Source organism: Streptomyces sp. NPDC090108 (assembly GCF_044747185.1).
In the GTDB taxonomy this organism is placed as follows: domain Bacteria; phylum Actinomycetota; class Actinomycetes; order Streptomycetales; family Streptomycetaceae; genus Streptomyces.
In genome coordinates, this window is record NZ_JBIVDQ010000004.1 from 138,823 (window position 1) to 157,197 (window position 18,375).

13 protein-coding genes and 1 riboswitch are annotated in these 18,375 nt (G+C 73.1%); of the genes, 9 read left to right on the top strand and 4 right to left on the bottom strand.

Annotation, left to right across the window (positions count from 1 at the left end):
- Positions 1-43: 43 nt before the first annotated feature.
- The gene (locus ACIPRD_RS15715) at positions 44-2,503 is read right to left on the bottom strand and encodes a DNA topoisomerase (ATP-hydrolyzing) subunit A (RefSeq protein WP_401563362.1); all 2,460 of its coding nucleotides are present in this window, start codon (positions 2,501-2,503) and stop codon (positions 44-46) included.
- Positions 2,504-2,817: 314 nt separating this feature from the next.
- On the opposite strand from ACIPRD_RS15715, the gene ACIPRD_RS15720 reads away from it, so the two are divergent.
- From ACIPRD_RS15720 to ACIPRD_RS15735, 4 genes are all read left to right on the top strand, one after another.
- Entirely contained in the window at positions 2,818-4,212 is a 1,395-nt protein-coding gene (locus ACIPRD_RS15720; protein ID WP_356406690.1) for a pitrilysin family protein, read from the top strand.
- Positions 4,209-5,609, top strand: a complete 1,401-nt coding sequence (locus tag ACIPRD_RS15725; protein WP_356406687.1) for a pitrilysin family protein — start codon at positions 4,209-4,211, stop codon at positions 5,607-5,609. The genes ACIPRD_RS15720 and ACIPRD_RS15725 overlap by 4 nt, the downstream gene beginning before the upstream one ends.
- Positions 5,610-5,896: 287 nt before the next feature.
- A riboswitch (cyclic di-AMP (ydaO/yuaA leader) is annotated at positions 5,897-6,060 on the top strand.
- Positions 6,061-6,072: 12 nt separating this feature from the next.
- Positions 6,073-6,804 carry a M23 family metallopeptidase gene (locus ACIPRD_RS15730; protein ID WP_356406684.1) on the top strand — a complete coding sequence of 244 codons (732 nt, stop codon included), beginning with the start codon at positions 6,073-6,075 and terminating at the stop codon, positions 6,802-6,804.
- Between the two features lie 270 nt (positions 6,805-7,074).
- Positions 7,075-7,770, top strand: a complete 696-nt coding sequence (locus ACIPRD_RS15735; RefSeq protein ID WP_356406682.1) for a GntR family transcriptional regulator — start codon at positions 7,075-7,077, stop codon at positions 7,768-7,770.
- Positions 7,771-8,024: 254 nt separating this feature from the next.
- Here ACIPRD_RS15735 and ACIPRD_RS15740 read toward each other — a convergent pair whose 3' ends face one another.
- Complete coding sequence (locus ACIPRD_RS15740) at positions 8,025-8,306, bottom strand: HPr family phosphocarrier protein (RefSeq protein ID WP_356406679.1); 282 nt, start codon at positions 8,304-8,306, stop codon at positions 8,025-8,027.
- A 185-nt stretch (positions 8,307-8,491) separates the two neighbouring features.
- On the opposite strand from ACIPRD_RS15740, the gene ACIPRD_RS15745 reads away from it, so the two are divergent.
- From ACIPRD_RS15745 to ACIPRD_RS15760, 4 genes are all read left to right on the top strand, one after another.
- Positions 8,492-11,731, top strand: coding sequence for a GNAT family N-acetyltransferase (locus tag ACIPRD_RS15745; RefSeq protein ID WP_401563366.1), 3,240 nt, complete (start codon positions 8,492-8,494; stop codon positions 11,729-11,731).
- 357 nt (positions 11,732-12,088) lie between these two features.
- Positions 12,089-12,685: a DUF5998 family protein gene (locus tag ACIPRD_RS15750; RefSeq protein WP_356406673.1), complete on the top strand. Its 597-nt coding sequence runs from the start codon at positions 12,089-12,091 to the stop codon at positions 12,683-12,685.
- The gene (locus ACIPRD_RS15755) at positions 12,685-13,881 is read left to right on the top strand and encodes a nucleotide pyrophosphatase/phosphodiesterase family protein (RefSeq protein ID WP_356406670.1); all 1,197 of its coding nucleotides are present in this window, start codon (positions 12,685-12,687) and stop codon (positions 13,879-13,881) included. The genes ACIPRD_RS15750 and ACIPRD_RS15755 overlap by 1 nt, the downstream gene beginning before the upstream one ends.
- 40 nt (positions 13,882-13,921) lie before the next feature.
- Positions 13,922-14,572, top strand: a complete 651-nt coding sequence (locus ACIPRD_RS15760) for a thymidine kinase (RefSeq protein ID WP_356406667.1) — start codon at positions 13,922-13,924, stop codon at positions 14,570-14,572.
- Positions 14,573-14,811: 239 nt separating this feature from the next.
- Here the strand turns inward: ACIPRD_RS15760 and ACIPRD_RS15765 are convergent, their stop codons facing one another.
- The gene (locus ACIPRD_RS15765; protein ID WP_356406664.1) at positions 14,812-15,603 is read right to left on the bottom strand and encodes a VOC family protein; all 792 of its coding nucleotides are present in this window, start codon (positions 15,601-15,603) and stop codon (positions 14,812-14,814) included.
- Between the two features lie 313 nt (positions 15,604-15,916).
- Here ACIPRD_RS15765 and ACIPRD_RS15770 point away from each other — a divergent pair, with 313 nt between their 5' ends.
- Positions 15,917-16,768 (top strand): sulfurtransferase, encoded by an 852-nt coding sequence (locus ACIPRD_RS15770; protein ID WP_356406661.1) that lies wholly within the window; start codon positions 15,917-15,919, stop codon positions 16,766-16,768.
- Positions 16,769-17,000: 232 nt separating this feature from the next.
- Here ACIPRD_RS15770 and sepH read toward each other — a convergent pair whose 3' ends face one another.
- Entirely contained in the window at positions 17,001-18,041 is a 1,041-nt protein-coding gene (gene sepH, locus ACIPRD_RS15775; protein ID WP_356406658.1) for a septation protein SepH, read from the bottom strand.
- Positions 18,042-18,375: the final 334 nt, after the last annotated feature.

Below are 18,375 nucleotides of genomic sequence, written 5' to 3' on the forward strand. Positions count from 1 at the left end.
GTGGGTCCGCGACGATCGAAGAGACACCCCGTAGGGGATCTCCCTAGAACACCGGTCCGGCGACCACCGAGACGGTCTTCGCGAGGGAGATTCCCGAGCCGTCCCGGCGCGGATCCACCTCCGGCAGTTCCACCGGGGTGCCGTTCTTCTGCGCCGCTCTGGCCGGGACCGGTCCCGCCCAGGCCAGGGCCAGGCAGTCCTCGCCCTTCAGGAACCGCTGGCAGCGCACACCACCGGTGGCGCGGCCCTTGCGCGGGTACTGGTCGAACGGGGTCAGCTTGGCCGTCGTCTGCACCGAGTCGTCCAGCGTGCCGCGCGAGCCCGCCACCGTGAAGACCACCGCGTCGACGGCGGGGTCGACCGCCGTGAACGAGATCACCTTGGCGCCGTCGGAGAGCTTGACGCCCGCCATGCCGCCGGCCGGGCGGCCCTGCGGGCGGACCTGCGCGGCCTGGTAGCGCAGCAGCTGCGCGTCGTCCGTGATGAAGACCAGATCCTCCTCACCGGTACGCAGCTCCATCGCGCCGACGATCCGGTCACCCTCCTTGAGGGTGATGACTTCCAGCTCCTCCTTGTTGGAGGGATAGTCAGGCACGACCCGCTTCACGACGCCCTGCTCGGTGCCGAGCGCGAGACCCGGCGACGACTCGTCCAGCGTGATCAGGCAGACCACCGTCTCGTCCTCGTCGAGGGAGATGAACTCGGCCAGCGGCACCCCTCCGGAGAGGTTCGGCGCGGTCGCCGTGTCCGGCAGCTGCGGCAGGTCGACGACGTTGACACGCAGCAGCCGGCCCGCCGAGGTCACCGCGCCGATCTCCCCGCGTGCCGTCGCCGGGACCGCCGAGACGATCACGTCGTGCTTGACGCGTCCGCCGTCGGCGTCCTCCGGCACCGGCTCGTCGTTCTTCGTACGGGCCAGCAGGCCGGTCGAGGACAGCAGCACCCGGCACGGGTCGTCGGCGACCTGGAGCGGCACGGTGGCCACCGGGGCACCCGCGGACTCCAGCAGCACCGTGCGCCGGCCGGTGCCGAACTTCTTCGCCACGTCGGCCAGTTCGGCCGACACCAGCTTGCGCAGCTCCGCGTCCGACTCCAGGATCCGGGTCAGCTCCTCGATCTCCGTGTTGAGCCGGTCCTTCTCCGCCTCCAGCTCGATGCGGTCGAACTTGGTGAGCCGGCGCAGCGGCGTGTCGAGGATGTACTGCGTCTGGATCTCGCTCAGCGAGAAACGCTCCATCAGGCGCTGCTTGGCCTGCGCCGAGTTCTCGCTGGAGCGGATCAGCCGGATGACCTCGTCGATGTCGACCAGGGCGGTGAGCAGGCCCTCCACCAGGTGGAGGCGGTCCCGGCGCTTGGTGCGGCGGAACTCGCTGCGGCGCCGGACGACCTCGAAGCGGTGGTCGAGGTAGACCTCCAGCAGTTCCTTCAGGCCCAGGGTGAGGGGCTGGCCGTCGACCAGGGCCACGTTGTTGATACCGAAGGACTCCTCCATCGGCGTCAGCTTGTACAGCTGCTCCAGGACCGCCTCGGGCACGAAACCGTTCTTGATCTCGATGACCAGGCGCAGGCCGTGCTCGCGGTCGGTGAGGTCCTTGACGTCGGCGATGCCCTGGATCTTCTTCGCGTTGACCAGGTCCTTGATCTTCGCGATGACCTTCTCCGGGCCGACCGTGAACGGCAGTTCCGTCACGACCAGGCCCTTGCGGCGGGCGGTCACCGTCTCGATCGAGACGGTCGCGCGCATCTTGAAGGTGCCGCGGCCCGTCGCGTACGCGTCCCGGACGCCGTCGAGGCCGACGATGCGGCCGCCGGTGGGCAGGTCCGGACCCGGGACGTGCCGCATGAGGGCGTCCAGGTCCGCGTTCGGGTACCTGATGAGATGGCGGGCGGCGGCGACGACCTCGCGCAGGTTGTGCGGCGGCATGTTCGTCGCCATGCCGACCGCGATGCCGGAGGAGCCGTTGACCAGCAGATTCGGGAAGGCGGCGGGCAGTGCCACCGGCTCCTGCTCCTGGCCGTCGTAGTTCGGGACGAAGTCGACCGTGTCCTCGTCGATCGACTCGGTCATCAGGCTGGTCGCCTCGGTCATGCGGCACTCGGTGTACCGCATGGCGGCCGGCGGGTCGTCGTTGCCCAGCGAGCCGAAGTTGCCGTGGCCGTCAACCAGCGGGACGCGCATCGAGAAGGGCTGCGCCATGCGCACCAGCGCGTCGTAGATCGACGAGTCGCCGTGCGGGTGCAGCTTGCCCATGACCTCGCCGACGACACGGGCGCACTTCACGTACGCCCGCTCCGGGCGCAGGCCCATCTCGTTCATCTGGAAGACGATGCGGCGGTGCACCGGCTTGAGGCCGTCACGGGCGTCCGGCAGGGCGCGCGAGTAGATGACCGAGTACGCGTACTCGAGGTAGGAGCCACGCATCTCGTCCACGACGTCGATGTCGAGGATCTTCTCCTCGTACGACTCGTCGGGCGGCGGGGTCTTCGTGCTGCGGCGGGCCATCGCTGCCGGCTCCTCCTGTTTTCTGCTCGCGTTCGACGGATCTGACGCGGACCATTGTGGACCGCGGCACTGACAACCCCTGCCGCGACCCGGTCCCTGCGGCCCGCCCCGGGGTGTGGAGGCAGCCCGGTCCGGCACCGCGGCGCTCATCCGGCGCCGCGCCCGCGGGCACGCCTGACGCAGGCTACGCGATCCGCTGTGGGCGTACGTCCAGCGGGAACTTCGCCGGGGCCCCGCACGCTTTGCATACAGTGGCAGGAACGGCAGGAAAACCGCGGTTTCTTTCGACCGCTTCCGCTCGCGAAGGGACGTACATGCCCATGGGTCACACGACCACGGCCGAGGCAGGCTCCGGGGGCCTGAAAGCGACCGAGCACCGGCTGGCCAACGGTCTGCGCGTGGTGCTCTCCGAGGACCACCTGACCCCGGTGGCGGCGGTCTGCCTCTGGTACGACGTCGGTTCCCGGCACGAGGTCAAGGGCCGCACCGGCCTGGCTCACCTCTTCGAGCACCTGATGTTCCAGGGCTCGGGCCAGGTGAAGGGCAACGGCCACTTCGAACTGGTGCAGGGTGCGGGCGGCTCGCTCAACGGCACCACCAGCTTCGAGCGCACCAACTACTTCGAGACGATGCCGGCCCATCAGCTGGAGCTCGCGCTCTGGCTGGAGGCCGACCGCATGGGCTCCCTCCTGGCCGCCCTGGACGACGAGTCCATGGAGAACCAGCGCGACGTCGTCAAGAACGAGCGCCGCCAGCGCTACGACAACGTGCCCTACGGCACCGCGTTCGAGAAGCTGACCGCGCACTCGTACCCCGAGGGCCACCCGTACCACCACACGCCGATCGGCTCGATGGCGGACCTGGACGCGGCCACCCTGGAGGACGCGCGCCGGTTCTTCCGCACCTACTACGCGCCCAACAACGCCGTGCTGTCGGTCGTCGGCGACATCGACCCCGAGCAGACGCTCGCCTGGATCGAGAAGTACTTCGGCTCCATCCCCGCCCACGACGGCAAGCCCGAGCCCCGCGACGGCTCGCTGCCCGAGATCCACGGCGAGGAGCTGCGCGAGGTCGTCGTCGAGGAGGTCCCGGCGCGTGCCCTGATGGCCGCCTACCGCCTCCCGCACGACGGCACGCGCGCGTGCGACGCTGCCGACGTGGCCCTCACCGTCCTCGGCGGCGGCGAGTCCTCCCGTCTGTACAACCGCCTGGTACGGCGCGACCGCACGGCCGTCGCGGCCGGCTTCGGCCTGCTGCGCCTGGCCGGCGCGCCCTCGCTCGGCTGGCTCGACGTGAAGACCTCCGGCGACGTCGAGGTACCCGTCATCGAGGCCGCCATCGACGAGGAGCTGGCCCGCTTCGCCGAGGAGGGCCCCACGCCCGAGGAGATGGAGCGCGCCCAGGCCCAGTTGGAGCGCGAGTGGCTGGACCGGCTCGGCACGGTCGCCGGCCGCGCCGACGAACTGTGCCGCTACGCGGTCCTGTTCGGCGACCCGCAGCTCGCCCTGACCGCGGTCCAGCGCGTGCTGGCGGTGACCCCCGAGGAGGTCCGGGAGGTCGCCAAGGCCCGCCTGCGCCCCGACAACCGCGCGGTCCTCGTCTACGAGCCGAAGTCCCCGGAACTCGCCGAGGACGCCGACGTGCCCGAGGACCCGGAGGCCGAGGCCACCGTGGAAGCGGCCGACCACAACGAGGAGACGGGCAAGTGACCGAGCTCGCCACGATGGACTTCCACCCCCAGCCGCAGCCGGGCGAGGCCAAGCCGTGGGCCTTCCCCGCTCCCGAGCGCGGCACCCTGGACAACGGCCTGACCGTCCTGCGCTCCCACCGCCCCGGCCAGCAGGTCGTGGCCGTCGAGGTGCTGCTGGACGCCCCCCTGGACGCCGAACCGGCCGGCCTGGACGGCGTCGGCACGATCATGGCGCGGGCCTTCTCCGAGGGCACCGACAAGCACTCCGCCGAGGAGTTCGCCGCCGAACTGGAACGGGCCGGCGCCACGCTCGACGCGCACGCCGACCACCCCGGTGTCCGGCTCAGCCTGGAGGTCCCGGCCTCCCGCCTGGCCAAGGGCCTGGCCCTGCTCGCCGACGCCCTGCGCGCGCCCGCCTTCGCCGAGAGCGAGGTCGAGCGGCTGGTCCGCAACCGCCTGGACGAGATCCCGCACGAGCTGGCGAACCCCTCCCGCCGGGCCGCCAAGGAGCTCTCCAAGGAGCTGTTCCCGGCGACCTCGCGCATGTCCCGCCCCCGCCAGGGCACCGAGGACACCGTCGAGAAGATCGACGCCGCGGCCGTACGCGCCTTCTACGACCGCCACGTGCGCCCCTCGACGGCCACCGTGGTCGTCGTCGGTGACCTCGACGGCAGCGATCTGGACGCCCTGCTCGCCGACACCCTGGGCGCCTGGACCGGCACCCCGGGCACGCCCCGGCCCGTGCCGTCGGTGACCGCCGACGACACCGGCCGTGTCGTCATCGTCGACCGGCCCGGAGCCGTCCAGACGCAGCTGCTCATCGGCCGCGTCGGCGCCGACCGGCACGACCGCGTGTGGCCCGCGCAGGTGCTCGGCACCTACTGCCTCGGCGGCACCCTCACCTCCCGCCTGGACCGCGTCCTGCGCGAGGAGAAGGGCTACACCTACGGCGTGCGCGCCTTCGGGCAGGTCCTGCGCTCCGCGCCCGCCACCCCCGACGGCGCTCCCGGCATCGCGATGCTCGCCATCAGCGGTTCCGTCGACACGCCCAACACCGGCCCCGCGCTCGACGACCTGTGGAAGGTGCTGCGGACGCTGGCCGCGGAGGGCCTGACGGACGCCGAGAGGGACGTCGCCGTGCAGAACCTCGTCGGTGTCGCGCCGCTGAAGTACGAGACCGCCGCCGCCGTCGCGAGCACGTTCGCGGACCAGGTCGAGCAGCACCTGCCCGACGACTTCCAGGCCGAGCTGTACCGTCGGCTCGCCGCCACCGGCACGGTCGAGGCGACCGCCGCGGTCGTCAACGCCTTCCCGGAGAACCGCCTGGTGACCGTCCTCGTCGGCGACGCGGCCGAGATCAAGGAGCCCGTCGAGGCGCTCGGCATCGGCGAAGTCACGGTGGTGGCCGCCGAGTAGAGGCGGGAGAACGGCCGCGCCCGGCCGGCCGCCGGCGAACAGCCGTACGGCGCACACGTGCGAGTGTGGGGATCTGAGGACCGACGGGTCGTCAGGTCCCCACGCCGTTCCCGGGGCCCCGCCGGCTCGGGCTCCCCCTCACCCCCAGATGTCCGGATTGGTACGGGTGTTGCCCGTCTGCCCTGTGGGATGCGCTACAAAAGCCCGGATCCGTTTGAGGATCCCGAGCCGCCCCCTTTAGCGTCATCCGGGCTGTTCGTCAGGCACCACGCCGCGCCCGCGGCACCGGACAGCCATCGCCGAGTCCCCGTACGGCGCGAGCCAGGGGAGCCGGGGACCCAACCACGTCCCTGGGGTGAATCGGATGCCCGCGCGCGAGCGAGGGTGCCCGTAGGAGACCTTCCTGCTCCGAACCCGTCAGCTAACCCGGTAGGCGAGAGGGAAGGAAAGGACCAGCCACTCCATGGCGTTCATGTGCGCCACCGGGAAGCATCGCAAGCCCGGCCGGGTCAAGCGCACCACCGCTCACGCGGCCGGCATCGCGGCCCTCACCACCACCGGTGTCGTCGGCACCCTCGCGGCGTCCCCGGCCCTCGCCGCGGAGAACTCCGTCGAGCGGACCGGCCTCACCCCGGTGATCACCGTCAACGACACCCTCGCCGCGGAGATCGACGCGCAGGCGGACGCCCAGAAGGCCGCGGCCGACAAGAAGGCGGCCGCGGAGAAGGCCGCGAAGGAGCGCGAGGCCGAGGCCCGCGCCGCCCGCGAGGCCGAGCGCAAGCGCCTGAACGCCTTCGTCCTCCCGATCTCCGGCTCGTACGTCTCCACGGGCTACAAGACCGGCGGCTCCCTGTGGTCCTCCGGTTCGCACACCGGCATCGACTTCCACGCCGCGAGCGGCACGACCGTCCACGCGGCCGGCGCCGGCACGGTCGTCTCCACCGGCTGGGGCGGCGCCTACGGCAACCAGATCGTGATCCGGATGGCCGACGGCATGTACACCCAGTACGGCCACCTGTCGTCCATCGGGGTCACCCCGGGACAGCGGGTCACCCCGGGCGAGCGGATCGGCCTGTCCGGCGCGACCGGCAACGTCACCGGCCCGCACCTGCACTTCGAGGCCCGTACGACGCCGGAGTACGGCTCGGACGTGGACCCCGTCGCCTACCTCCGAGAGCACGGCCTGGACGTCTGACGACGCCCGCGCGACTCCCGTACGGCCCCCGCCCTCCCCGCCCGCTTCCCGCGGGTCCCGCGGCGGTTTCCGTACGGCGTTCCGAGGCCCCGGCCCGTCCGGCCGGGGCTTTCGCCGTTCTGTGAACGGCTTCCGCACCTTCCGCGCCCGCTGTCCAAAAAATATCCCTGGAATCCGGTCCGCCGTCGGAAATTCCGGCTCATTGCCATAGAGTCACGGAACAACGCGTCCATCGTCGACGTTTCCCGGGGATCGAGACGGAGGTCGGGCATGCGAATTCCCGCACATTCGGTGTGCACGGCGATCCGGGACGACATCGTCTCCGGTGTCCACGAGCGCGGCAGCCGGCTGACCGAGGAGGTCATCGCCCGCCGCTACGGCGTCTCCCGCGTCCCGGTCCGCGAGGCCCTGCGCACCCTGGAGGCGGAGGGCTTCGTGGTGACCCGGCGGCATGCGGGCGCCTGTGTGGCCGAGCCGACCGAACAGGAGGCCGCCGACCTGCTGGAGATGCGCCTGCTGCTGGAGCCGCTCGGTGCCGCCCGGGCCGCCCAGCGGCGCACCGAGGCCCATCTGAAGGTGCTCCGCGGCCTGGTCAGGCTGGGTCAGGAGCGGGCGCGCCGGGGCAGCAGCGAGGATCTGCGCTCGCTGGGCGGCTGGTTCCACGTCACGCTCGCCCAGGCCTGTGGCAGCCACTCGCTGACCTCGGTGCTCACTCAGCTGCGGCACAAGATCGCCTGGATGTACGTGGTGGAGGCGCCGCTCAGCCCCGTGGAGTCCTGGACGGAGCACGGCGCCATCGTGGACGCGGTGGCGCGCGGCGACAGCGAGCGCGCACGGGCGCTCACGGCGCTGCACACCGAGCGGGCGACCCTCGCGCACCGCCTCCGCTTCCCCGCGAACGGCGACCGCGCGGAGCGTGTGAGGAACCCGCAACATCCCGTAAACATGCCGAGTCTCCGGAATTAACACGCGAGCCGTATACAAAAGGGAGGCGTTCGGAGCGGCATTTCCGACGCCTGATTCCGTGTGCCGTGAATTCCTCCGGACGGGTCCGGGAAACGCGGAAGCCGCGCCCCCTCGAAAAGGGTGACGCGGCTTCCAGAAGCCACTCGGAACCGGCCTCGTCCGGAAATCCGGAATCGGCCAGGAATCGGCCTGGAACCGAGGCCGTCGCGAGGCCCGGGACCGAGACGCCCCGGTCTCCGGGAGCGGCCCGGAGCTCAGACCGTCTCGGGCAGTTCCTCCAGGCCCTCGGCGACCAGTTTGGCCAGCCGGTCCAGGGCGGCGTCCGCGCCCTCGGCCTCGGAGGTGAGGACGATCTCCTCGCCTCCCTGGGCACCCAGGCCCAGAACGGCCAGCATGGAGGCCGCGTTGACCGGCGTGCCGCCGGTCCTGGCGATCGTGACCGGGACGCCTGAGGCCGTGGCGGCCCGGACGAAGATGGAAGCGGGGCGGGCGTGAAGGCCCTCGGCCCAGCCGACGTTGACGCGGCGCTCAGCCATGTGATGCTGCCCTTCAGTCACAGGGTTGTCTAGACCAGATTTCCATATCGTGCAGCGCGCCGGAGGCGGTCACCCACCCCGCCCCGGCGTGTCGTCGGACCGCGGCCTCGGCCCGAGCGTGTCTTCCATGGTCCCTCATGAAGCGTTCCGTGATGTTGTCGTGGGCGAGCCGTAACCTGGGGCCCATGCAGACCTCGGCGGACCGGCGGGACCGGCACGAGTATCCCGCCCACTGGGAGGCGGACGTGGTGCTGCGCGACGGCGGCACCGCGCGCGTGCGCCCCATCACCATCGGCGACGCCGACCGGCTGGTCAGCTTCTACGAGCAGGTCTCGGACGAGTCGAAGTACTACCGGTTCTTCGCGCCGTACCCACGCCTTTCCGCCAAGGACGTCCACCGCTTCACGCACCACGACTTCGTGGACCGGGTGGGCCTCGCGGCCACCATCGGCGACGAGTTCGTCGCCACCGTGCGCTACGACCGGATCGGCGCGGGTGGACTGCCCGCCTCCGCGCCGGCCGACGAGGCCGAAGTCGCCTTCCTGGTCCAGGACTCCCACCAGGGGCGCGGGGTCGCCTCCGCCCTCCTGGAGCACATCGCGGCCGTGGCGCGCGAGCGGGGCATCCGCCGCTTCGCCGCCGAGGTGCTCCCCGCCAACACCAAGATGATCAAGGTGTTCACGGACGCCGGCTACACCCAGAAGCGCAGCTTCGAGGACGGCGTCGTACGCCTGGAACTGGACCTCGAACCCACCGACCGCTCCCTGGCCGTGCAGCGCGCGCGGGAACAGCGCGCCGAGGCCCGCTCCGTCCGGCGGCTGCTCGCGCCCGGCTCGGTGGCGGTCGTCGGCGCCGGACGCACGTCCGGCGGAGTGGGCCGCAGCGTCCTCGCGAACATCGGGGCCGCCGGCTACCGGGGGCCGCTGTACGCCGTGAACCAGTCCTTCCCCGAGGACGTCACGGAGATCGACGGCGTGCCCGCGTACCGCTCGGTGCGGGACATCGAGGGTCCGGTGGACCTCGCGGTGGTCGCCGTACCGGCCGAGGACGTGCCCGCCGTGGTCGCCGAGTGCGGAGCGCACGGGGTGCAGGGACTCGTCGTGCTCTCCGCCGGATACGCCGAGAGCGGGCCCGACGGACGGGAGCGGCAGCGGACCCTCGTCCGGCAGGCGCGCGCGTACGGCATGCGGATCATCGGCCCGAACGCCTTCGGCGTCATCAACACCGCCGAGGACGTCCGGCTGAACGCCTCGCTCGCGCCTGAGTCGCCCCGTGCGGGCCGGATCGGACTGTTCGCCCAGTCCGGCGCCATAGCCATCGCCCTGCTCGCCCGGCTCCACCGGCGCGGGGGAGGGGTCACCGGCATCACGGGCGTCTCCACCTTCGTCTCCGCCGGCAACCGGGCCGACGTCTCCGGCAACGACCTGCTCCAGTACTGGTACGACGACCCGGACACCGACGTCGTCCTCATGTACCTGGAGTCCCTCGGCAGCCCCCGCAAGTTCACCCGCCTCGCCCGGCGCACCGCGGCCGCGAAGCCGCTCGTCGTGGTGCAGGGCACCGGATCCGGACCGCAGGGACACACCGTGCAGGCCACGCGCCTGCCGCACGAGACCGTCTCCGCGCTGCTCCGGCAGGCCGGTGTGATCCGGGTGGACACCATCACCGAGCTGGTCGACGCCGGACTGCTCCTCGCCCGGCAGCCGCTTCCGGCGGGGCCGCGCGTCGCGATCCTCGGGAACTCCGAGTCGCTGGGCATGCTGACGTACGACCGCTGCCTCGCCGAGGGCCTGCGGCCGTCCCGTCCGCTGGACCTGACGACGGCGGCGACGGCCCGGGACTTCCACCGCGCGCTGTCGCGTGCCCTGGCGGACGAGACGTGCGACGCGGTGATCGTCACGGCGATCCCCGCGATAGGGGAGTCCTCGCAGGAGGACGCGGAGCTCGCGCAGGCCCTGAGGTCGGCGGCGGCCACGGTCCCGGGCAAGCCGGTGCTGGTCGTGCACGTCGAGCTCGGCGGGCTCGCCGAGGCGCTGTCGGCGGCGGCGAGCACGGCCCCTCAGGCGGCCGGGAAGGCGGCGTCCGCCGGAGACGGCACCCCGGAGTTCCCCCCGGCCCGGCGCCCGCCCACCGAGGCGGCGTCCCCGGCACGTCCACCGGCCACCCCCTGGCCGAAGCCCCCCTCCGCCGCCTCCCCGCAGACACCCCCGACCGCACCCGCGGTCTCCGGATTCCCCGATGGCTCCGGGCCTTCCGGCGCCCCCCGGACCTCCGGGCCTTCCGGTGCCCCCCGGTCCTCCGGGCCTTCCGGTGCCCCCCGGTCCTCCGGGCCTTCCGGTGCCCCCCGGTCCTCCGGGCCTTCCGGTGCCCCCCGGTCCCTTGGAGCTTCCACGCCTTCCGGCGCCTCCGGGCCTCGCGGTGCTGCCGACGCCACCGGGGCCCCCAGGCCCCCTGGTACCGCCGGGCCCTCCAGTGCCCCCGGGTCCTCCGACGCCCCCGGGTCCTCCAGTGCCGCCGGGCTCTCCGGTGCCTCCAGCACCTCCTCGCCTTCGCGTCCCGCTCCGAACCTCATTCCCGCCTACCCCGCCGCCGAGCGTGCCGTCAGTGCTCTCTCCGAGGCCGTGAAGTACGCGCAGTGGCGGCGCGAGGCCGCCGATCCCGGCAAGGTGCCCGAGTACGACGACATCGACGAGCAGCGCGCCGCCCGGCTGATCGGCGGCCTGCTGGAACGCGGCCAGGGCCTGACGATCGGTCCCGCGCAGACCAGCGAGCTGCTCGCCGCGTACGGCATCCATGTCCGGCGGGCGCTCCCCGCGCCCACCCCCGACGCCGCCGCCGACGCCGCCCGCGCCCTCGGCTATCCGGTGGCCCTCAAGGCCACCGCGCCGCACCTCAGGCACCGGGCCGACCTCGGCGGCGTCCGGCTCGACCTCGCCGACGATGAGCAACTCCGCCGCTCGTACTCCGAGTTGACCGGGCTCTTCGGGAAGCCGGAGGAGCTGCGGCCGGTCGTGCAGGCCATGGCGCCCCGGGGTGTCGACACCGTCGTACGGTCCGTGATCGATCCGGCGGCCGGGGCCGTGTTGTCCTTCGGTCTCGCCGGGGCCGCCTCGCAGCTCCTCGGCGACATGGGGCACCGGCTGGTCCCGGTGACCGACCGCGAGGCCACCTCGCTGGTCCGCTCCATCCGCACGGCACCGCTGCTCTTCGGCTGGCGCGGCTCCACGCCCGTGGACACGCCCGCCCTGGAGGAACTGCTGCTGCGGGTGTCCCGGCTGGTCGACGACAACCCCGAGGTCGTCGCCGTCACCCTGGAGCCGGTGGTCGTCGCCCAGCACGGCGTGAGCGTCCTCAGCGCGACGGTCCGGCTCGCCCCGCCGCCCGCCCGCGACGACCTGGGCCCCCGGATACTGCCGGCCTACTGACCCCGCCCGCCGGGCCCGCCCGCACCTCGGCGGAGGATCGCGGAGGGCCGCACCGGGCCGCAGAAGGCCGCGGAGCGGTCCCGGAGGCACGGGCGGGCGTCCGGGGGACTCGCGGGCAGCCGTCCGGGGTATCGAGGGGATCAGGGGGAGGACAGGGACGTCGGCGGCCGGAAAGTGGCCTTCGTCGCACCCGCCCCCGCGCGCGGGCGGTCCGCCGCCCGGGTTTCCTCCGCGGACCCGCCCCGCAGGGGGCGCCGGGCGCGGGACGGGGCGTCCGGGCGCGAGCGTCCGGCGCGGTCGCGGAGGCCGCCACGGCCGCGCGCGACTGGCCCTGACCCCCCTTGCCCACGGATTAGGATGGACGCCATGGCCAAGACCAGTACGACGACCCAGGGGCTGCGCGCCGCGATCGAGCGCAGCGGCTACTACCCGGCCCTCGTGGCCGAGGCGGTGGAGGCCGCGGTGGGCGGCGAGCCCATCCGGTCGTACCTGGTCCACCAGGAGACCACGTTCGATCAGAACGAGGTCCGTCGCCATGTGACCGTCCTGGTCCTCACCGGCAACCGCTTCATCGTCAGCCACACCGACGAGCAGGCCGCCGACAGCACCTCCCCGACGCCGTACGCCACGACGTCCACGGAGTCCGTGAAGCTCGGCCGGATCTCGTCGGTCGTCGTCAGCCGCGTGGTCGCGAACCCCGAGCAGTACACGCCGGGCACGCTGCCCCGCGAGGTCGTGCTGACCATCGGCTGGGGCGCGGTCAGCCGCCTCGACCTGGAGCCCGCCGCCTGCGGCGACCCCAACTGCGAGGCCGACCACGGCTACACCGGCAGCTCCACGGCGGACGACCTCAGCCTGCGCGTCAGCGAGGCCGGGGACGGTCCGGAGACGGTGCGCCAGGCGCTCGCCTTCGCGCAGGCCGTCTCCGAGGCGACCGCGGACCTCACGCGCTGATGTCCCTGCCCTCCTCCTGGGACCACCCGGAACCGCTCGCCCTGGACGGCGCGCCGCTGCCCGAGTACGGCAGCGGCTCGCTCGCCGACCTGCTGCCGACGCTCGCCGCGGGCATGGGCGTACCCGGCATGACCGCCACGATCGAGGAGCTGACCGGCACCGACCGTGCCTGTGTCTTCCTGATCGACGGGCTCGGCTGGGAGCAGCTGCGGGCCCACCCGGACGAGGCGCCCTTCCTGAACTCGCTGCTCGGCACCTCGCGCGGCGGCACCGGGCGTCCGCTCACCGCCGGCTACCCGGCGACCACCGCGACCTCGCTCGCCTCCGTCGGCACCGGCCTCCCGCCGGGCGCCCACGGCCTGCCCGGCTACACGGTCCGCAACCCGGCCACCGGCGAGCTGATGAACCAGCTCCGCTGGCAGCCGTGGACCGACCCGCGCGCCTGGCAGCCGTACCCCACCGTCTTCCAGCTCGCCGAGCGGGCCGGGGTGCACGCCGCCCAGGTCTCCTCGCCCACCTTCGCGAACACCCCGCTGACCAAGGTCGCGCTCAGCGGCGGCACCTTCCTGGGCCGGCTGACCGGTGAGGACCGCATGGACCTCGCGGCCGAGCAGCTGGCCGCGGGCGACCGCTCCCTGGTCTACACGTACTACGCGGAACTGGACGGCGCGGGCCACCGCTACGGCGTCGCCTCCGACACCTGGCGCGGCCAGCTCATGAACGTCGACCGGCTCGCCCAGCGCCTGGCCGAGCAGCTGCCGCCGCGCAGCGCGCTCTACGTCACCGCCGACCACGGCATGGTCGACATCCCCTTCGACGACCAGCACCGCATCGACTTCGACGAGGACTGGGAGCTGCGCGCCGGGGTCGCCCTGCTGGGCGGCGAGGGCCGGGCGCGGCACGTGTACGCGGTGCCGGGCGCGGCGGACGACGTGCTCACCGTGTGGCGCGAGGTGATCGGCGAGCAGTTCTGGGTGGCCTCCCGGGACGAGGCGATCGAGGCGGGCTGGTTCGGCCCGCCCGGCGTGTGCGACGAGCGCGTGTACGCCCGCATCGGGGACGTGGTCGCGGCCGCGCACGACGACGTGCTGATCATCGCCTCCGAGCGGGAGCCCAACGAGTCGAAGATGGTCGGCAACCACGGTTCGATGACCCCCGCCGAGCAGCTCGTCCCGCTGCTCGAAGTACGTTCCTGACCCCCTCCGTGACTACTCGCCGAAAGGTGCTCAACTCCTCATGCCCGAGCTGGTGTTCTTCTCCGGAACGATGGACTGCGGGAAGTCGACGCTGGCTCTGCAGATCGAGCACAACCGCTCCACGCGGGGCCTGGTGGGCATGATCTTCACCCGGGACGACCGCGCGGGCGAGGGCAAGCTGTCCTCCCGGCTCGGCCTGGTCACCGACGCGGTGGAGGTCGAGGACGGCCAGGACCTGTACGCCTACCTCGTCGACCACCTCTCGCAGGGCGGCCGCGCCGACTACGTGATCGCGGACGAGGCGCAGTTCCTCGCCCCCGACCAGATCGACCAGCTCGCGCGCGTGGTCGACGACCTCGGCGTCGACGTCTTCGCCTTCGGCATCACCACCGACTTCCGCTCCAAGCTCTTCCCGGGCTCCCAGCGGCTCGTGGAGCTGGCCGACCGCATAGAGGTGCTCCAGGTCGAGGCCCTGTGCTGGTGCGGCGCCCGTGCCACGCACAACGCCCGCACCGTGGGCGGCGAGATGGTCGTCGAGGGCGCCCAGGTGGTCATCGGGGACGTCAACCGGGCCGGCGGCGAGATCGGCTACGAGGTGCTGTGCCGCCGGCATCACCGGCGCCGGATGACCGCGGCGTCCTCCCGCGCGGCCACCCTGTCCCCGGACGTACTGCCGGTGACCTCCGGCTGACCGCCTCTCCGCTCCGGCGGCCCCCGCAGGCCTTCCCCGCCCCGTGGGCCCCGCGGGTCCTCCCCGCACGGCGGCTCCCCGCCCCAGGTCCTGCCCGCACCGGGTGCCGCCTCCGGTCTCCCGGTAACCCGGTCCTCCCTCCCGGTACTCCGGCCCTCCGGTACTCCGGTCCTCCCTCCCGGTACTCCGGCCCTCCGCGCGGGTCCGGCGGGGCGCTGCCGCCGGACCCGCGCGGGAGGTCAGCAGGGTCCCTGCACCACAGAGAAGAGAGCGCCCTCCCGGTCCGCCACCGTGGCGACACGGCCGTGAGCGGTCTCCTCGGGCGCCCCGACCACCTGGCCGCCCAGCTCGGTGACCCGGCGCAGCGTCTCGTCCACGTCGGCGACCTCGAAGTGCGTCAGCCAGTGCGATCCCCGGTCCCGCGGCAGGGTGTGCCCCCTGCCGTGCATGCCGGCCACCGGGCGCCCCTCGACGCGCAGGGTGACGTAGTCGAAGCCGGCGGCCACCTCCGGCTCCTCCTCGTACCCGAAGACGGTCTCGTAGAACTTGGCGACGCCCACGGTCTCGTAGGTGTGCAGCTCGTTCCAGACGGGGCCGCCGGGGACGCCGGTGACCGTCGTGCCGGGATGCGCGGAGCCCTGCCAGATGCCGAAGACGGCCCCCGAGGGATCCGCGGCGATGGCCATCCGGCCGTCCTCGGCGGCGTCCAGCGGGCCGACGGCGACCGTGCCGCCGCACAGCCGCACCTGCTCCGCCGTCCGGTCGACGTCGTCGGAGGTCAGGTAGGGCGTCCAGGCGACCGGCAGCCGGAGATCCGGCGGCAGCTGGCCGATGCCGGCGACCTCGCGCCCGTCGAGCAGCGCCCTGACGTAGGGGCCGAGTTGGCGCGGTCCCGGCCCGAACTCCCAGCCGAACAACTCCTCGTAGAACTCCCTGGTGTCGTCGAGCCCGTGCACCATCAGGGTCACCCAGCAGGGTGTGCCGGGCGCGCGTCGCGCGTGCGGGCCTGCCGACTCCCGTGCCTCGGTCATCGATCACTCTCTCCCCGGCCCCTCACGGTGGCCGTGTCGCATCCGCTCCCCGCAGGGGCTGTGCCGTTGGCGCGCACACCCGTGCCGGTACCCACATCCGACGCCGTGCCGCATGACGTGCCCCGCCGCCCGGCACCGCGGGGGGAGGGCATCCGCTCCGACGCCTCCCACCGTGTCCGGAGGGCGGCCGGCGGGGATCCGTCAGCTGTACAGCGTGTGTTCGAACCGGTACACCCGGTGACCGAACCTGTCCGGCCGAGCAGAGTAGCCGTCCCTGGACGCCGCGGCCACCCCTGGCGTATGGATGGATGTCATGACAGCCATCATCACCGCATCCGAACTCGCCCGGGACCTGGCCGGACAGACCCCGCCCGTCCTGCTCGACATCCGCTGGCAGTTGAGCGCGTCGAAGGCGGCGGGCGCCCCGGCCTTCGACGGCCGGGCCGCGCACGCGGCCGGGCACGTACCGGGCGCGGTCTTCGTCGACCTGGACGGCGAACTCGCCTCGCCCCCCGGCCCGCAGGGCCGGCACCCGCTGCCCGACGTCGGCGCGTTCGGCGCTGCCATGCGCCGCGCGGGCGTGTCGGCGGACCGGCCCGTCGTCGTGTACGACGGCGGACAGGGCTGGTCGGCCGCGCGCGCGTGGTGGCTGCTGCGCTGGGCGGGTCACCCGGACGTGCGGGTCCTCGACGGCGGGTTGCCGGCCTGGGAGGGTCCGCTGTCGACGGACGTGACCGCCGTGGCCGAGGGCGACTTCGAACCGGCGCCCGGTGCCGTCGGGTTGCTCGACGCGGACGCGGCGGCCGGTCTCGCCCGTTCGGGTGTGCTGCTCGACGCGCGCGCGGGGGAGCGGTACCGGGGCGAGGTGGAGCCGATCGACCCGGTCGGCGGGCACATCCCGGGCGCGGTGTCGGCGCCGACGGTGGAGAACGTGGGTCCGGACGGCCGGTTCCTGCCCGCCGCGGACCTCCGGGACCGTTTCAAGGCCCTCGGGGTGTCGGAGGACGTGCCGGTCGGCGTGTACTGCGGTTCGGGCGTCTCGGCGGCGCACGAGGTGCTGGCCCTCGCGGTGGCGGGCATCCCGGCCGCCCTGTACGTGGGTTCGTGGTCGGAGTGGTCCTCCGACCCGTCCCGCCCGGTGGCGACCGGCGCGGACCCGCGGTAGCCGAACGGAAGCGGGGGCACGCGCGCGTGCCCCCGTCATGCGGCCGCGGGCGCACTTCTCACGCGCCCGCGAACGCACCTCTCACACGGCCGTGCGCGCACCGGTGTACACGGCCGTCCGTCCATGCGTGCGCGCGGCGGCCGTGAACGCACCCTCCGGCACCACCGTGCCCGCCTCCCTCACGGAAGCGCGCACGTCGGACAGGTGTGCGACAGACGGGCGTACGACCTGTTCAGTCCTGCTTCTTGCGCCGGGTGCCGAAGACGATCTCGTCCCAGCTCGGCACCGCGGCTCTGCGTCCGGGGCGCACCCCGTCGGCCTCGGCCTGCCGGTCGGTGGCGCCGATGAGCCGGTCGCGGTGACTGGTCACCGAACGGGGCATCAGGACGTCCGCGTACGCCGAGCCGGCCGACGCGGCGGGCGCCGGGGGCTCCTCCGCCTCGGGCTCCTCGGGAGGCTCCTCCGGGTTCTCCGAAGGCCGCTCCGGCACCACCAGGTCGCCCCGGAAGCTCGGCACCGCCTCCAGGAGGCTGGTCAGCGAGTCGCGTTCACCGGTGCTCTCCTCGGCCGGCTCGGAGGCCTGCGCGGGCAGGCTCGGCCGGTCGCGGTCGCCCCGGTCGAGGGCACGGTCCATCGAGCGCTCGCGCGGCAGGCGGGCGATGCGCGGGACGAACGGGAAGCTCGGCTCGGCCACGGAGAGGTCGTCGGACTCGCCGATCAGCGAGCGCGCCTCGTCGTCGACGGCCTGGACGAGCCGCCGGGGCGGGTCGTACGTCCAGCTCGCCGAGTGCGGTTCGCCGGCGACCAGGTAGACGAGGAGGACCTCCCAGGTGCCGTCGTCGCGGCGCCAGGAGTCCCACTGCACGCTGTCCTTCTCGGCACCGCGCAGCAACAGCCGTTCCTGGACGGTCTCACCGAGCAGCGGGCCGGAGTTCTCCCCGGGGCGGCGGACCGGGGTCTTGCGGGCGCGCTCGGCCATGAAGGCGCGTTCGGCCAGCACGGGCCCCTCGAAGCGGCGCACGCGGTCGACGGGGATCCCGGCGAGCTGGGCGACCTCTTCGGCGGTGGCACCGGCGCGTATGCGGGCCTGGATGTCACGGGGGCGGAGATGGCTCTCCACCTCGATCTCGATCTGGCCGAGGCGGGGACGGTCACCACGTACGGCGGCACGCAGCCGCTCGTCGATCGGAAGGGTGTACTCCGTCGCGTCGGCAGCCTTGAGCACCAGCCGTGTGCCGTCATTGGAGACGGCCACGACACGCAGTTCGGGCATGGGAACCTCCCGGGTGGTGCCTGCCGACGTCACGTGCGTCGCTGCTTCCGCTAGTCGAGTGTGGCCTGCCCGGGTGCAGCCTGCCACAACCTTGCCGAGTTGCCCGGCGTGTCGGGCACGGGCCCGGGAACGCCGTTATGGCACGGTTACCTATTCGCAACGCTAAGTGACAAACATCGTCACCCTGTGCAACCAGCCCCCTCCCGGCGGTCCTGCGAGGCCGCGGACACCCTGGTGGGAGACCGGACCCAGGGCTCGCAACAGTACTCCATTCGGACCACTCGCGTGGATCGGCGCGCCGCCCAACTTCTGGCAAGGAGTGCGACTTGACCGT

Excerpts from the sequence above, each read along its gene's own strand:
- ACIPRD_RS15720 (WP_356406690.1), top strand. The coding sequence starts at position 2,818 with ATGCCCATGGGTCACACGACCACGGCCGAGGCAGGCTCCGGGGGCCTG.
- ACIPRD_RS15745 (WP_401563366.1), top strand. The coding sequence starts at position 8,492 with ATGCAGACCTCGGCGGACCGGCGGGACCGGCACGAGTATCCCGCCCAC.
- ACIPRD_RS15715 (WP_401563362.1), bottom strand. The coding sequence starts at position 2,503 with ATGGCCCGCCGCAGCACGAAGACCCCGCCGCCCGACGAGTCGTACGAG.
- ACIPRD_RS15735 (WP_356406682.1), top strand. The coding sequence starts at position 7,075 with ATGCGAATTCCCGCACATTCGGTGTGCACGGCGATCCGGGACGACATC.
- ACIPRD_RS15755 (WP_356406670.1), top strand. The coding sequence starts at position 12,685 with ATGTCCCTGCCCTCCTCCTGGGACCACCCGGAACCGCTCGCCCTGGAC.
- ACIPRD_RS15730 (WP_356406684.1), top strand. The coding sequence starts at position 6,073 with ATGGCGTTCATGTGCGCCACCGGGAAGCATCGCAAGCCCGGCCGGGTC.
- ACIPRD_RS15760 (WP_356406667.1), top strand. The coding sequence starts at position 13,922 with ATGCCCGAGCTGGTGTTCTTCTCCGGAACGATGGACTGCGGGAAGTCG.
- ACIPRD_RS15750 (WP_356406673.1), top strand. The coding sequence starts at position 12,089 with ATGGACGCCATGGCCAAGACCAGTACGACGACCCAGGGGCTGCGCGCC.
- ACIPRD_RS15770 (WP_356406661.1), top strand. The coding sequence starts at position 15,917 with ATGACAGCCATCATCACCGCATCCGAACTCGCCCGGGACCTGGCCGGA.
- ACIPRD_RS15740 (WP_356406679.1), bottom strand. The coding sequence starts at position 8,306 with ATGGCTGAGCGCCGCGTCAACGTCGGCTGGGCCGAGGGCCTTCACGCC.
- ACIPRD_RS15765 (WP_356406664.1), bottom strand. The coding sequence starts at position 15,603 with ATGACCGAGGCACGGGAGTCGGCAGGCCCGCACGCGCGACGCGCGCCC.
- sepH (WP_356406658.1), bottom strand. The coding sequence starts at position 18,041 with ATGCCCGAACTGCGTGTCGTGGCCGTCTCCAATGACGGCACACGGCTG.